The organism is Lachnoclostridium edouardi, from assembly GCF_900240245.1.
GTDB lineage: Bacteria > Bacillota > Clostridia > Lachnospirales > Lachnospiraceae > Lachnoclostridium_A > Lachnoclostridium_A edouardi.
On the sequence record NZ_OESQ01000001.1, the window covers coordinates 1646306 to 1660739 of the forward strand.

A 14434-nucleotide genomic window follows, 5' to 3' on the forward strand; every position below is an offset into this window, starting at 1 on the left:
GGCTAAGCGCCCTCTGCAACACCCTGAAAGCTTTGTCCAAAACCCTTGAAGGGCTTTTGATTTTATTTATTTTCCTGTCCGTAATAAGCTCTCGCTCCATGCTTTCTGTAATAATGCTTATCCTGAAGCACCTGAGGGGCAGGCTCTACCTGAGGATTAATTAACTGGCAGCGGGCGGCCATTTTCGCCACTTCCTCCAGCACTACTGCATTGTGAACTGCTTCATAAGCGTCCTTTCCCCATGTAAACGGGCCGTGGTTCTTGCACAGAACACAGGGAGCAGCTTTATAATCCTTATCTTTAAAGTAATCAGCGATTAAAACTCCTGTATTGGTCTCATATCCTTCGTCAATCTCTTCCTTTATCAGGTTTCTTACACAAGGAACAGGACCGTAAATATAATCTGCGTGCGTAGTTCCATAGCAGGGAATCTCCTTGCCTGCCTGGGCCCAGCTGGTTGCCCAGGGAGAATGAGTATGTACTACTCCGCCTATATCTTTAAATGAATTGTAAAGCACCACATGGGTTGGAGTATCTGAGGACGGTCTGTAGCTTCCTTCCACTACATTTCCCTTTAAGTCCACAACTACCATATCTTCAGGTTTCAGCTTATCGTAATCTACGCCGCTGGGCTTAATTACAAACAGCCCGCTTTCTCTGTCAATTCCGCTTACATTGCCCCATGTAAAAGTTACCAGATTATATTTTGGAAGCAGCATATTTGCTTCATAAACTTCTTTTTTTAATTGCTCTAACATATTTTATCCGCTCTCCTTACTTGTCTGCCTTTAAATAATCTACAGCGGCTCTCTCAATAGGAAGTCCTGCTTTATACCTTTTAATAAATGCGTCAAAGCCTTCTACATCCTCTTTCTCTGCCTCCAGCTTTGAACCTGTATCTCCTGCAAACACTTTTTCTGACAGATAATGGGCTAAGGTTTCGCCTTCTTCTTTATTTACCATGTAAGAGGCCAATAAGGCAATTCCCCAGGCTCCGCCTTCCCCTGCAGTTTCCATTACAGATACAGGAGCATCTACGGCTGCCGCCATAATTTTCTGCCCTACGCCCTTTGTCTTAAATAATCCGCCATGGCCTAAAAGCACGTCAATCTGCACTCCCTCTTCCTTCAGCAGAATATCAAGTCCTGTTTTCAAAGCGCCAAGGGCTGTGTACAGGTGCACTCTCATAAAGTTAGCCAGATTAAAACGGCTTTCAGGAGTTCTCACAAAAAGAGGACGGCCTTCCTCAAATCCTGTAATATGTTCTCCTGAGAAATAATTATATGCCAGAAGTCCTCCGCAGTCCTTATCTCCCTCTAAGGCCTTATTGTAAAGAGTTCCAAACAGCTTGTTCATGTCCACTTCCATGCCAAAGCTTTCTGCAAATTCTTTAAATATAGACACCCATGCATTTAAGTCGGAGGTACAGTTATTACAGTGAACCATTGCCACCGCGCTGCCGTCAGGAGTAGTAACCATGTCTATTTCCGGATGTACCTTTGCCAAAGCCTTCTCTAATACCACCATGGCAAATACTGAAGTTCCGGCAGATACATTTCCTGTTCTCTGAGCCACGCTGTTAGTAGCCGCCATTCCTGTGCCTGCGTCTCCCTCAGGAGGGCAAACCGGAATGCCTGGTTTTAATTTTCCTGTTACGTCTAAAAGCTTTGCGCCTTCTTCTGTTAAAACGCCGGCGTTCTGTCCTGCGTTCATTACAGCAGGAAGAATCTCCTCCAGTTTCCATGGATAATTTTTGTCAGCGATCAGCTGATTAAATTGAGCGATTTTCCTGGAATCAAATGTTCCTGTTTCAATGTCAATAGGGAACATACCAGAGGCCTCTCCTACTCCCATGGCCTTTTCTCCAGTAAGCATCCAGTGAACGTAGCCTGCCAATGTTGTCTGGAAGGAAATGTTTTTTACATGGTCTTCCCCGTTTAAAATTGCCTGGTAAAGATGAGCGATGCTCCATCTTTGAGGAATATTAAACTGGAATAACTCTGTCAGCTTTACAGAAGCTTCTTCTGTAATTGTGTTTCTCCATGTGCGGAAAGGAGCTAACAGATTCTTGTCTTTATCAAATACCATATAGCCGTGCATCATGGCGCTGAACCCTAAGGCTCCCACAGTTTCCAGCTCTAAACCATATTTTTCCTTTACATCAGCCGCCATATTGCCGTATGCGTCCTGAAGCCCTGTCCATATATCGTCTAAGCTGTAGGTCCAAACCCCGTTTTCATAACGGTTTTCCCAGTCGTGATTTCCCGCAGCAATGGGGGCGTTGTCCTCTCCTGCCAGAACTGCTTTAATTCTGGTAGATCCAAACTCAATACCCAGAGCTGTTTTTCCATTTATAATAGAATTTTTTATATCCTGAATACTCATTTGCCCCAACCCCCTGTTTATCTATAAAATACAGAATTCCATTTTAATTCGTTTTTAAAGCTGCGGATTGTAGTGTCCTTATCAATATAAACTGCCTCGATGCCCATTGCGGCAGCCCAATCTCCCATCTGCTCTGCTGTCAGATCATAAGAGAAGGCTGTATGATGAGCTCCGCCTGCTAAAATCCAGCTTTCTGCTCCAACCTGCAGATTTGGCTCTGGTGTCCAGAATGCAGTTGCAACCGGCAGCTTAGGCATAGATTTCTCTGTTTTCTTGCACTCTACATCATTAATAATCAAACGGAAGCGATTTCCTAAATCAATTAAGGATGTGGCGATGCCGTGTCCCTCTTTTGATGTAAATACAAGGCGGGCAGGATCTTCTCTGTCACCCATGGAAAGCGGGCACGCTTTAATGCCGATAGGTCCGTCTGCAACTGTGGGGCAAACCTCCAGCATATGAGCCTGCAGAATTCCCTCTTTGCCGGGAACCAGATTATATGTATAGTCCTCAAAGAATGAAGTTCCCTTTGCATCCTTAACTCCAGCGGCCATAATCTTCATCAGACGCACCATAGCAGCTGTTTTCCAGTCGCCCTCTGCTCCGAAACCATAGCCTTTTTCCATTAATCTCTGAATAGCCAGACCTGGAAGCTGTTTTAAGGAGCCAAGATCTCCAAAATGAGTTACAATGGCCTGATAATTTCTCTCTTCCAGGAATTTTTCAAAGCCGATTTCAATTCCTGCCTGCACGGCAACGTGTTTTTTAAACTCTTCCGGATCTCTTCCCTCCAGAATAATGTCATATTTATCATAGTACTCTTCCACTAAGGCGTTTACGTCGCCTTTAGGAACATCCTCTACGTACTGAGCAATCTCATTAATTGGATAAGCATCAATCTCCCAGCCAAATTTAATCTGAGCTTCAACCTTATCTCCCTCTGTTACAGCTACGTTTCTCATGTTGTCGGCAACGCGCATTACACGAATATGGCTGCTTTCCATAACGCCTACAGCTGTTCTCATCCAGGAGCCGATTCTTTCCTGAACATTCTTATCTGCCCAGTGGCCTACAATTACCTTCCTTTCAATACCCATTCTGGAAACAATATGTCCGTACTCTCTGTCTCCGTGAGCAGACTGATTTTCATTCATAAAGTCCATATCAATGGTGTCATACGGAATTTCTTCATTAAACTGAGTATGAAGATGCATTAAAGGTTTTCTGTACTCCTGAAGTCCCAGAATCCATGATTTAGCCGGTGAAAATGTGTGCATCCATGTAATTACTCCGGCGCACTCTTCATCTGCATTTGCCTCGTTAAAAGTTTTTCTGATTACCTCATTGGTAATCATAGTAGGTTTCCACACCACCTCATAAGGCAGAACACCTGACTGGTTTAAATTGTCTACAATAATTCTGGAATGCTCTGCTACTTTTCGCAGGCACTCGTCTCCATAAAGATCCTGAGATCCTGTACAAAACCAAAATTTATAATTCTTTCCTGTTACCATAATTAAACCCTTCTTTCTGAAAAAATTCATTCATCACTATCCGACATATCTTTCCTGCTTTGATATAGATACTTCCCGGAAACTCCTATTAAAACTACTGCCGCCACAGCAAAAAGCAGGGCAAAACCACCCATTACAAGAGGCGTGTCCGTGGCCCCGGCCATGACGTCTTTTATCAGGCCTGCGGCAAGATAAAGCAGATATACTCCGATTCCCAATCTGAGTATAGACGTACTTCTTTTTCTTCCCTTCTCTTCATCTGTCATATATCATGGCTCCTTTTCCAACCTGCCTCTATTCCAGTCTGCGGCAGGAATCCCTGATGCAAATCTCCGGTTCATATTCATATGTAGCGTCAAAGCTGTTGTCTTTTATTAATTCCAGCATATGTTTAGCCGCCCGCTCCCCCAGCGCACCCATAGGATGAACCACAGAGGTTACAGGCACCTCGCACAGCTTTGCCAGCTCTGAGTTGTCAATACTGGCAATAGACAAATCCTCCGGAATCCGAATATTATTTCTTAAACATATAGTTTCCACAGAATATGCAATTGTGTCGTTGTAAGGCACACAGGCTGTACAGCCCTTCAGCCTTCTTAACACCCGCTTGTCGTCCTTTACCAGTGTTTTCTCATCCTCTGTATCAATCCAGATAATATGCTCATCCTTCAGATGGATTCCTTTTTCCATCAGCGCATCCAGATATCCCTGATATCTTAGTCTGCCCTGTCCGTCATCAGACTTAAATATTCCGGCTATTTTTCTATGTCCCAGCTCCAGCAGATAATTAGTCGCCATATATCCTGCCTGTCTGTCGTCCAAACACACATGAGGCAGGTCTAAACCAGGGTAATAGCTGTTAAAAAACAGAACAGGTATTTTCTTTTTTACGATTTCATCGTATATTTCTAAATTAGGGTTGGGAAGCCCACTTTTTGTAGGCTCCACAATCACCCCGTCCACGTCCATTTCATCCAGGATTCTCCGCAGAACTTTTCTTTCATTTTCTACCTTGTTGTGGGTAAATGAAATTTGTATGCCGTAGCCTTCTTCACTGAGAACCCTTTCCATCCCCTCAATAATATTAGGGAAAATGTATTCGCCCAGGTATGTACTGACAATTACAATATTTCTGCTGCCTTTTTTCTTGTTCATCAGGAAATTGCTTACATAGCTTCCGCTTCCCTGACGGCTTTCAATCAGGCCCTCCTGCTCCAGTATGCTAATAGCATGGCGCACTGTCTGCCTGCTGATGCCAAACCTTTGGCTCAGCTCATTTTCAGACTCCAGCTTGTCTCCTGGCCCTAGCTCGCTGTTATATATTTTGTCTTTTATCCAGTTTACAACTATCTGATATTTAGGAATTACAGGCACCTTTTGTCGCTCCTCTTTCTATTTCTTAGATCTTGTTTCTTAATAAACTTTTATTTATGATTTCTTTCTCTGAGATACAATGTCAAATGTTACGGCTCCCAGCAGAACTGCGCCCTTTACTACCTTCTGAATATCTGTGGACCAGCCGATTAAAGACATACCGTTGTTCAGAATACCCATAACGAAAGCTCCTACTACTGCTCCGATAATTGTACCAACGCCGCCGGCTGCTGCTGCTCCGCCGATATAACAGGAAGCAATGGCATCCAACTCGAAACCGTCGCCTGCCTTTGGTGTTGCAGAACCGTTACGTGCAGAAAGTACAATACCTGCAACAGCAGACATAAGTCCCATGTTTGTATAAACCCAGAAGAATACTTTCTTTGTGTTAATACCAGAAAGTCTGGCTGCTTTTGCATTACCTCCCAAAGCATAAACCTGACGTCCGGCTACTGTGTTGCTTGTAATAAAGTGATAAACTCCAACCAGCACTGTCATTAATACTAAAACTAATGGAGTTCCGTTGTTTCTTGCCAGCTTGTATAAGAAGAACCAGAGAATGAATAAAATTACGGCTTCTTTTATAATAATCTGCCACATTGGATTTGTTGGGAAATTGTATTTCTGTTTTGTGCGGTAATTTTTCAGTTCACCTAAAAGGATTAAAACAGTTGCCACTACTGCAATGAGAATTGTCACCATATCAATAGGAGCTCCCATAAAATCCACTTTAATGTTAGGAATAAAGCCAACGCCGATCATATTGTAGCTGGCCGGTGTAGGGCCCTTTGTCTGAGCCTTTAACAGAGTATATGTAAGTCCTCGTCCCATAAGCATGGTAGCCAGGGTTACTACGAAAGGCGGAATATTTAAAATAGATATAAAGAATCCTGCAAACGCGCCGCTGGCAAGACCAATAGCCAATGCAGCCAAAAATGCAACTGGTACGGCAGCTCCCTTATCAACTACTAAAATAGCAGCAACAGCGCCGCAGAGAGCAACAATAGAACCAACTCCCAGGTCTACGTTACCTGTCAATACGCACAGCAGCATACCAACTGCCAGGATTACTACATAACCGTTCTGCATCACCAGGTTGTTAATATTTGTAGGGGAAGCGTTTTTTCCTCCTGACATAAAATAGAAGATTAAAAAGATGGCAATTAAAGCGATTACCATACCATATTGTTTTAAATCAATATTAACTGTTTTTTTCTTATCCATGATTATTCCCCTTTCCGATCATTGTGCTGCATGATGCACTTCATAATATTAATCTGGGACAGCTCGTTTTTGCCCAGCTCTCCGGCAATCATACCTTCATTAATAACATAAACTCGGTCGCAGGTACCGATAACCTCCGGCATCTCAGAAGAAATAACAATTACCGCCTTGCCTGCTCTGGCCAGGTCGTTAATGGCGCAGTAGATCTCGTACTTGGCTCCTACGTCAATACCTCTTGTAGGCTCGTCTAAAATCAGCACATCCGGCTGAGTTAAGATCCATTTTGCAAGAACTACCTTCTGTTGGTTTCCTCCTGACAGGGAACCTACGGACTGGTTAATGGAATTGGCTTTTACATTAATCAGCTTTTTATACTCCTCAGCAGCCACAATTTCGTCGTTGCTGTTTACAACGCCGTTTTTAGAAAAATACTCTCTTAAAGCGGCCATGGTCATGTTGTGTTTAATATCGTCCATAAGCACAAGACCGTATGTTTTTCTGTCCTCAGACGTATAAGCAATTTTATTTTTAATTGCCTCTCTTACATTTTTAATTTCTACCTTTTTCCCATGCATTTTAATTTCACCGGAAATCTTCTGCCCATAGGAATGTCCGAAAATACTCATGGCAAGCTCTGTTCTGCCTGCTCCCATAAGACCTGCAAAGCCTACTACCTCTCCGGCCCGCACCTTAAAGGAAATATCCTTTAACACTTGTCTGTCCGCTTCGTCTGGATGGAATACATTCCAGTTATTCACTTCCATAACTACGTCGCCGATTGGACAGTTATCTCTCACAGGATAACGGTTGGTCAGCTCACGTCCAACCATTCCTTTAATAATCCTGTCCTCTGTAAATTCATCTACTCCCTTTACAAGAGTTTCAATAGTTTTTCCGTCACGGATTACAGTAATTGCATCTGCTACATAGCTGATTTCATTCAGCTTATGGGATATAATAATACATGTGATTCCCTGTTTCTTCAAATCCAGCATGATTTCCAGCAGGTTTGCACTTTCTTCGTCATTTAACGCCGCTGTAGGTTCGTCCAGAATGAGAAGGTTAACTTTTTTCGCCAGGGCCTTTGCAATTTCAATCAGCTGCTGTTTTCCAACTCCCAAGCTGTTAATTGGAGCTGTCACGTCCTCATTTTCCAGCCCTACCTTTGCAAGCATCTCTTTTGCCCTGCTTCTTGTTTCCGTCCAGTTAATTACCCCTTTCATGGAAACCTGCTCGTTGCCCATGAACATATTCTCTGCTATGGACAGATATGGACTAAGCGCCAGCTCCTGATGGATAATAACAATGCCCTTTTCCTCACTCTGTCTAATGTTATGGAACTTGCACAGCTCTCCATTATAGTGAATCTCACCGCTGTAGGTTCCATAAGGATAAACGCCGGAAAGCACATTCATCAGCGTGGATTTTCCTGCTCCATTTTCACCACAGAGAGCATGGATCTGACCTTTTTCCACCTTCAAATTTACATCATCCAGCGCCTTGACCCCTGAGAACTCTTTTACAATGTGGTTCATTTCCAGTATGATATCTGCCATCTCTGTACCGACCTTCCTTCTTATAATAAATTGTCAGTTACAGGAGAAGCGGCGGCCTGCGCCGCCGCTTCTCCTGTTATTTGCTGCTCTTATTGGACTCCTAATTCTTCTTTTGTATAGTATCCGCCGTCAACAATCAGTTCCATGTAGTTGTCTGTGTCAACAGCTACAGGTGTACACAGGTAAGAAGGAACAACCAGTTTACCATTGTTGTACTGTTCTGTATCGTTGATCTCTGGCTCTGCGCCTTCCAGAACTGCCTGTACCATTGTTACACATTTTGCAGCCAGTTCTCTGGTGTCTTTGTAAATACTCATTGTCTGATGACCGGAAATAATGTTCTTAACTGCCATAAGCTCTGCGTCCTGTCCTGTTACTAACGGCCAGTCAACGCCTACCTGATATCCGGCTCCCTCCAGAGCGGAACGAACGCCGTATGCAAATCCGTCAAATGCTGTACAAGCAATATCCAGTTTTTCATCTGCATAGAATCCAGACAGGTAGTTCTCGCACCACTGCTGTGCTGTCTCCTGAGACCATCTCAGAATACATGTATCTTCAAAAGAAGTTCTTCCTGTTTTACAAACCAGTGTGCCGTCGTCTAAGTATGGCTGAAGCACTTCCATAATTCCCTGATACAGGAATAATGCGTTGTTGTCGTCAGGAGAGCCCATGAAGAACTCGATTGTATAAGATTCGCCGTTAGCCTGAGCTGTCTTTAAATCTTTTTTCTCTTCAATGTATTTAGCAATAGCAGTACCTACTCCCTTGTTATCAAAGGTTGCATAGTAGGAAACAGCGTCTGTGTCCATAAGCAGACGGTCATAAGCGATTACCGGAATACCTTTTTCCTTAGCGGAAGCCAGTGTATTTACAAGAGCTGTAGAGTCGATAGAAGCAACTACCAGACAGTCAACGCCGCTTGCAATCAGGTTCTCAATCTGGGATACCTGCATCTGAACGTCATCCTCTGCATACTGAAGCTCTACTTTATATCCTTTCGCTTCCAGCTGCTCTTTAATGTTAGCGCCATCGTTGATCCAACGCTCAGAAGACTGGGTAGGCATTGCTACACCTATTGTTTTGCCTTCGCCTGTAGCTGTTCCTGCATCTGCGCCTTCAGAAGCATCAGCTGCCGCTGTGGTGGTATCTCCACCTGCTGCTGTTGTGTTTGCTGTCTCTGTGGAACCTCCACATGCTGCCAATGACAATGTCATAGCTGCTGCAAGCAAAATACTTAACCCTTTTTTCATGTTACTGTTCCTCCTTTTAAAAAATTAACTTGTATTTACATATTGTGCCTTCTGCACAATGAATGTACAACTTCAAAAATTTCATTTTTATCAGGTGTTTCACAGGTTTTATAGTTATAACTATACACTTTTCTTCTATGCCTGTCAATCATATGTTGTACTTTTGTTTATATCTTCCATTTTCTCACATATTTTTATGCAAAGTGCACAAATTCGACTTTATTTTCCATTTTATCCCATCTTTCTAGCTTGTACATACATGTTGTCTTTTTATACTCAACTTGTTCATACCATTGTTCATATCACTATTCATACTACTATTGAACGATTTATTGAACTGCTATTGAAGTTCCTGTTTTTCCTTGATTTTCCTTAGTTCCTGTGTTAAAATTCATGTGTTGTAATTATATAAGTTCATAATATGGATGAACGTTTCTACCAACTACCGCAATAATAGTTGACTATAGCTGCAACGGAAAGGTTTTATACCTGTCCGCAGCCTTCAGCACAGGGAGTTGGTTCTTTTTATGTTCAGAGCAAAGAAGCAAATAATTTTTATATGATGTAAAAGGAGGAATTGTTTCATGCATTCCAGCAACCAATTTGACGTTATCATTATCGGAGCCGGCCCATCCGGCATTTTCTGCGCCTATACCTTGATTCAGGAAAGACCTGATATGAAAATCCTTATGATAGAAAAAGGCCGCCCCATTGAAAAGCGTACATGTCCAAAAAGAGTTACAAAAACCTGTGTAGGCTGTACGCCTTGTTCTATCACCACAGGTTTCGCAGGCGCAGGCGCGTTTTCAGACGGAAAATTATCCCTCTCCCCTGACGTTGGAGGCAATCTGCCGGAAATCCTGGGATATGATAAAACTGTAGAACTGCTGAAGGAATCTGATAATATTTATTTAAAATTCGGCGCTGACAAAAACGTATACGGCGTAGATAAGCAAAAAGAGATTCAGGAAATCAGAAGAAAAGCTATTACAGCTAACTTAAAGCTGATTGAATGCCCTATCCGTCATTTAGGAACAGAAGAAGGTTATAAAATTTATACAAGACTTCAGGAACATCTTCTGGCTCAGGGAGTATCTATGAAATTTAACACTATGGTTCAGGATATTCTTATTGAGGACGGACAGGCTCAGGGCGTTGTCACAGATTCTCACGAAACCTACTATGCCCCTCAGATTATTGCCGCTATCGGAAGAGAGGGCTCCGACTGGTTCAGCCATATATGCGGCCGCCACAATATTGAAACAGAGGTTGGGACTGTAGATATCGGCGTCCGCGTGGAGGTTCGGGACGAGGTTATGGAGTTCCTGAATAAAAATCTTTATGAGGCAAAGCTGGTTTACCACACTCCTACCTTTGACGACAAGGTAAGAACCTTCTGCTCTAATCCTTCCGGGGAAGTGGCAACTGAATATTATGAAAATGGTTTAGCTGTTGTGAACGGCCACGCTTATAAATCACAGGAATTTAAAACTCACAATACAAACTTTGCCTTACTTGTCTCTAAGAATTTTACAAAACCATTTAAAACTCCTATTGAGTACGGCAAACACATTGCCCAGTTAAGCAACATGCTTTGCGACGGCAAAATCTTAGTTCAGACCTTTGGCGACTTCCAGAGAGGACGCCGCACTACAGAGGAGCGTCTGTGCCGCAACAATTTAATTCCTACTTTAAAGGACGCAGTGCCTGGAGATTTATCTCTGGTATTTCCTCACAGAATTATGGTAGATATTAAAGAAATGCTTTTAGCTTTAGATAAGGTTACGCCTGGAATTGCCAGCGATGAAACTCTTCTTTACGGGGTGGAGGTTAAGTTTTATTCTAATAAGGTAGTGGTAAATACAGACTTTGAAACCAGCGTAAAGGGACTGAGGGCCATTGGAGACGGCGCCTCTGTTACAAGAGGACTTCAGCAGGCTTCAGCCAACGGAATAAGTGTTGCCAGAAGTATTTTGTCTCAGCAATAACTTTCCGATAATTTTTTCTCAGCACTTGAATTTTTATAATTTTTTTACGATTTAATGTATTGAACTGTCAATTTTTCCGTGCTATACTAACTTTATAATAATTTAGCTTTTAGGTAACTTTTGAACTGGTTTTACCGAGGAGGTGTGTTGTATGTCATCTGCAGAACTTGATATTACATCCCCGTACCGTACACTGCCTATCTCTTATCTGGTTCAGACTGCCCGTGACTTTGACTGCAGTATTTTCGTTTTCAGTGTTGCATCCTGGATTAATGTCAAGGACTATGAAGCCATGAAAAAGGGATTTGAGCCCAGCGAAAAAGGGCTCCTCTTTTACTTTAATGGAAATAACGTAAAAGAAGCGGAACGGCGGATTCAGTGTATTTTTACACCGTGATCTGTCCAGAATCCTATAGGGCTGGTACATATACCGCACTAACAAAAGATTATTATTTTGGTTTCCCCACAAAAAAGAAAATGCTACAAAAGAAAAGATCCGGTTTAAAATCAATCGTCAATCGCTTTGTGATGATTTTAGCCGGATCTGTCTTATTTTCCTTACAGCGCCTCTTTTATTTCTGTTATTATTTAGTTTTCTTGTACTGTTATTTCATTTACAAGATTTGTATTAAACCACATTCTAAGCTCTCTCTGGTTCAGATTTTTCTCCAACAGCCACATAAGCTTTGTCACTGCCGCCTCTGTAGTCATATCGTACATTTGAATGGCTCCGTTTTCCAAAGCCAGCTTTCCGGTCTCATACACCGACAGACTGCTGCCGTCGTACCGGCACTGACTTCCGATTACCACAGCCATTCCCTGATCCGACAGTTCTTTTACTATATCGCACAAGTTATCCTGCCCTTTAAATGGCATCCCCCCTAACCCAAAAGCTTCTATCACCACACCTTTTATTCCCATTTTAGGAAGATGTCTGAGAATTTCAGGGGACATTCCGGGAAATAGCTTAATCAGCATAACATTTTCCGAGCAGCCTGAGTCCACGCCAAAATCAAGCCTTGGTTTTGGCAGCACCTCCCTATTCATTGTCATGCCGTATGCATTAATAGTGGCTGCATATGGGAAATTAATACTTTCAAAAGCGTCAAAGCTTTTTGTGCTTACTTTAGAGGCCCTTGTTCCCAGAATAATTTTTCTGTTAAAGGCTACAAAAACTCCTGTCTGACCGCTGGCCGCCATATAAATCGCGGCTCTTAAATTTTCTAAAGCATCTGCCACCGGGTTAGAAATAGACAGCTGGCTTCCTGTAATAACTACAGGAATCGGTATTCCCCGCAGCATAAAAGACAGCATGGAAGCCGTATATGCCATAGTGTCTGTGCCGTGGATTACTACGATTCCCTCATACTGCCTGTAAACCTGTCCGATCCGCTCAGCCATACCCTTCCAGTGAGCCGGCGTAATATTGGCGCTGTCCAGAGAATACAATTCTTCATACTCCAGGGTAAAGCCTTTTGCCACTACCACCAGATCTTCCAATATATCTTCTCTTCCCAGCCCTGGCTTCAGCCCTTTTCCTCCTTCTACAGAAGATAAAGTACCTCCTGTATTCAGCAAAAGTATTCGCCTTTCTTTCATTCCTTTTCTTCCTCTTCTGCCTGCTTAGATTTTTCAGTTCCCTCCAGAATCTGCCGCCGTTCTTCTTTTATCTCCTCATAAAGCTGATAAAACGTCCATCCTGCATTACTGTCTGTGACAACTGCCTTTAAATCAATTCTGGACAGGCCGGCCTTTCTCACTGCCATTAAAAGCTCATCAATTCTGCGGCTGGTAAAGCCCTTCATCACCAGCATCTCGTCCTCTATTTTCAAAGGTTCCTCACTTCCGGCATCATCTGGCAAAAATCCCGGCATCCCAAAAAGATATCCCACCTTCTCTCCCGCCTGATCAGGGCCTACATTTTTTATTCTGATCCCCAGCCTTACAAAGATCCCCTTTAACCTGGCTGTTCTCTCTGTAACCTCAGGCGTATAATACAGCACAGTTTCCCTCATAGTTTTCATTATTCATCACCTGTTTCCAAATTAAAATGTTTTTCCATCATCTTTCTTAATTGATCTACAGTTTCCCCTGGAGTCATACCTTTTTCATCAATGGTAATATCCGCATATTTCTCATAATAAGGCACTCTTTCATTGTAAAGGTCCTGCAGAGTCATGCCCTTTTTTAAGGCTACCCCTCTGTCTACCACATTGCCGATTCTTTTTTCCACTTCCTCAAAGCTTAATTTCAAATATACAACCAAACCGATCTCTTTTAAATGCGCCATGGCTTTATGGCCATATATAACGCTGCCGCCGGGAGCAATTACAGAATGCTCTGTTTCCAGCTCTGCATTAATATCCTCCTCCACCTTGAGAAAGCCTTCCATGCCCTTTTCCCTTATAATTTCTTTTAAAAGCTTACCTGTTTTTTCCTGTATTACAATATCTACGTCCACAAAAGAATATCCTAATCTTTTGGCCAGCAGCACTCCGATTGTACTTTTTCCGGAGGCAGGCATACCGATTAAAATTATATTATTTTTTTCCATGCTTTTTTCCTGTTATTCCTTTCTTTTTCTTTTGTACAGAATATCCGAATTTCCCCAGCTTTTTTCCCAGCTCAAAATACTCTCCATGAGAATAAGCTACCAGCCCGCTGCTGTTTAAATGGAATTTTCCCTTTTCATCCATATATTTGTCATCTACTGTAACATTCACTATTTCCGCCAAAAACATATGGTGGGTTCCTAAGGGCAAAATCTTTTTCACCTTACACTCCAGATTTACCGGGCTTTCTTCAATTCCGGGAGCGCTGATTTTCTGGGAAGGCAGGGGAGTCAGCTTCATCTCATCAAACTTATCTACATCTCTTCCAGACCTTACCCCGCAGAAATCTGCTGCAAATACAAGATCCTTATTCACCAGGTTAATAACATATTCCCCGGTTTCTTTTATAATATCATAAGAATACCGCTCTGGTCTTACAGATACATAAACCATAGCGGGATCTGACACTGTTGTCCCGCACCAGGCCGCCGTAATAATATTAGGCTTTTCTCCTTTTCGCTGACAGCTTACCATTACTGCCGGAACAGGATAAAGCATATTTCCCGGTCTCCAATGCTGTTTGCCCAT

14 protein-coding genes and 1 riboswitch are annotated in these 14434 nt (G+C 42.6%); of the genes, 2 read left to right on the forward strand and 12 right to left on the reverse strand.

What is annotated here, in order from left to right; translation table 11 throughout:
• Positions 1–62 precede the first annotated feature (62 nt).
• The 8 genes from C1A07_RS07685 to chvE form a co-directional block, all read right to left on the reverse strand.
• A complete protein-coding gene (locus C1A07_RS07685) occupies positions 63–758 on the reverse strand; it encodes an L-ribulose-5-phosphate 4-epimerase (protein ID WP_101876595.1) in 696 nt (231 codons plus the stop codon).
• A gap of 16 nt (positions 759–774) precedes the next feature.
• A complete protein-coding gene (locus tag C1A07_RS07690) occupies positions 775–2385 on the reverse strand; it encodes a xylulokinase (RefSeq protein WP_101876596.1) in 1611 nt (536 codons plus the stop codon).
• A 17-nt stretch (positions 2386–2402) separates the two neighbouring features.
• Positions 2403–3899, reverse strand: coding sequence for an L-arabinose isomerase (gene araA, locus C1A07_RS07695; protein WP_101878081.1), 1497 nt, complete (start codon positions 3897–3899; stop codon positions 2403–2405).
• 26 nt (positions 3900–3925) lie between these two features.
• Positions 3926–4165 (reverse strand): hypothetical protein, encoded by a 240-nt coding sequence (locus tag C1A07_RS07700; protein WP_101876597.1) that lies wholly within the window; start codon positions 4163–4165, stop codon positions 3926–3928.
• Positions 4166–4193: 28 nt separating this feature from the next.
• Positions 4194–5273 carry a GntR family transcriptional regulator gene (locus C1A07_RS07705; protein ID WP_101876598.1) on the reverse strand — a complete coding sequence of 360 codons (1080 nt, stop codon included), beginning with the start codon at positions 5271–5273 and terminating at the stop codon, positions 4194–4196.
• A 54-nt stretch (positions 5274–5327) separates the two neighbouring features.
• Positions 5328–6497, reverse strand: coding sequence for a multiple monosaccharide ABC transporter permease (gene mmsB, locus C1A07_RS07710; RefSeq protein WP_101876599.1), 1170 nt, complete (start codon positions 6495–6497; stop codon positions 5328–5330).
• Positions 6498–6499: 2 nt separating this feature from the next.
• Positions 6500–8053, reverse strand: a complete 1554-nt coding sequence (mmsA, locus tag C1A07_RS07715; RefSeq protein WP_101876600.1) for a multiple monosaccharide ABC transporter ATP-binding protein — start codon at positions 8051–8053, stop codon at positions 6500–6502.
• An 89-nt stretch (positions 8054–8142) separates the two neighbouring features.
• Complete coding sequence (gene chvE / locus C1A07_RS07720) at positions 8143–9306, reverse strand: multiple monosaccharide ABC transporter substrate-binding protein (protein ID WP_101876601.1); 1164 nt, start codon at positions 9304–9306, stop codon at positions 8143–8145.
• Between the two features lie 384 nt (positions 9307–9690).
• A riboswitch (purine riboswitch) is annotated at positions 9691–9790 on the forward strand.
• A gap of 100 nt (positions 9791–9890) precedes the next feature.
• Here chvE and C1A07_RS07725 point away from each other — a divergent pair.
• Positions 9891–11294, forward strand: a complete 1404-nt coding sequence (locus tag C1A07_RS07725; RefSeq protein WP_101876602.1) for an NAD(P)/FAD-dependent oxidoreductase — start codon at positions 9891–9893, stop codon at positions 11292–11294.
• Between the two features lie 151 nt (positions 11295–11445).
• Complete coding sequence (locus tag C1A07_RS07730) at positions 11446–11691, forward strand: phosphocarrier protein HPr (RefSeq protein WP_101876603.1); 246 nt, start codon at positions 11446–11448, stop codon at positions 11689–11691.
• Positions 11692–11882: 191 nt separating this feature from the next.
• Here the strand turns inward: C1A07_RS07730 and C1A07_RS07735 are convergent, their stop codons facing one another.
• The 4 genes from C1A07_RS07735 to C1A07_RS07750 are packed head-to-tail and all read right to left on the reverse strand — an operon-like array spanning position 11883 to position 14434.
• On the reverse strand, positions 11883–12893 hold the full coding sequence (locus C1A07_RS07735) for an asparaginase (RefSeq protein ID WP_101876604.1): 1011 nt from the start codon (positions 12891–12893) through the stop codon (positions 11883–11885).
• Positions 12890–13318, reverse strand: coding sequence for a DUF3783 domain-containing protein (locus C1A07_RS07740; RefSeq protein ID WP_101876605.1), 429 nt, complete (start codon positions 13316–13318; stop codon positions 12890–12892). The genes C1A07_RS07735 and C1A07_RS07740 overlap by 4 nt, the downstream gene beginning before the upstream one ends.
• A complete protein-coding gene (locus C1A07_RS07745) occupies positions 13318–13848 on the reverse strand; it encodes a shikimate kinase (protein WP_101876606.1) in 531 nt (176 codons plus the stop codon). Before C1A07_RS07745 ends, C1A07_RS07740 begins: the two co-directional genes overlap by 1 nt.
• Positions 13835–14434 (reverse strand): flavin reductase family protein, encoded by a 600-nt coding sequence (locus C1A07_RS07750; RefSeq protein ID WP_101876607.1) that lies wholly within the window; start codon positions 14432–14434, stop codon positions 13835–13837. The genes C1A07_RS07745 and C1A07_RS07750 overlap by 14 nt, the downstream gene beginning before the upstream one ends.

What these genes read in the sequence shown, in the direction of transcription:
- C1A07_RS07685 (WP_101876595.1), bottom strand. Translation starts at nt 758, where the DNA reads ATGTTAGAGCAATTAAAAAAAGAAGTTTATGAAGCAAATATGCTGCTT.
- C1A07_RS07690 (WP_101876596.1), bottom strand. Translation starts at nt 2,385, where the DNA reads ATGAGTATTCAGGATATAAAAAATTCTATTATAAATGGAAAAACAGCT.
- araA (WP_101878081.1), bottom strand. Translation starts at nt 3,899, where the DNA reads ATGGTAACAGGAAAGAATTATAAATTTTGGTTTTGTACAGGATCTCAG.
- C1A07_RS07700 (WP_101876597.1), bottom strand. Translation starts at nt 4,165, where the DNA reads ATGACAGATGAAGAGAAGGGAAGAAAAAGAAGTACGTCTATACTCAGA.
- mmsB (WP_101876599.1), bottom strand. Translation starts at nt 6,497, where the DNA reads ATGGATAAGAAAAAAACAGTTAATATTGATTTAAAACAATATGGTATG.
- mmsA (WP_101876600.1), bottom strand. Translation starts at nt 8,053, where the DNA reads ATGGCAGATATCATACTGGAAATGAACCACATTGTAAAAGAGTTCTCA.
- chvE (WP_101876601.1), bottom strand. Translation starts at nt 9,306, where the DNA reads ATGAAAAAAGGGTTAAGTATTTTGCTTGCAGCAGCTATGACATTGTCA.
- C1A07_RS07725 (WP_101876602.1), top strand. Translation starts at nt 9,891, where the DNA reads ATGCATTCCAGCAACCAATTTGACGTTATCATTATCGGAGCCGGCCCA.
- C1A07_RS07730 (WP_101876603.1), top strand. Translation starts at nt 11,446, where the DNA reads ATGTCATCTGCAGAACTTGATATTACATCCCCGTACCGTACACTGCCT.
- C1A07_RS07735 (WP_101876604.1), bottom strand. Translation starts at nt 12,893, where the DNA reads ATGAAAGAAAGGCGAATACTTTTGCTGAATACAGGAGGTACTTTATCT.
- C1A07_RS07740 (WP_101876605.1), bottom strand. Translation starts at nt 13,318, where the DNA reads ATGAAAACTATGAGGGAAACTGTGCTGTATTATACGCCTGAGGTTACA.
- C1A07_RS07745 (WP_101876606.1), bottom strand. Translation starts at nt 13,848, where the DNA reads ATGGAAAAAAATAATATAATTTTAATCGGTATGCCTGCCTCCGGAAAA.
- C1A07_RS07750 (WP_101876607.1), bottom strand. Translation starts at nt 14,434, where the DNA reads ATGGGCAAACAGCATTGGAGACCGGGAAATATGCTTTATCCTGTTCCG.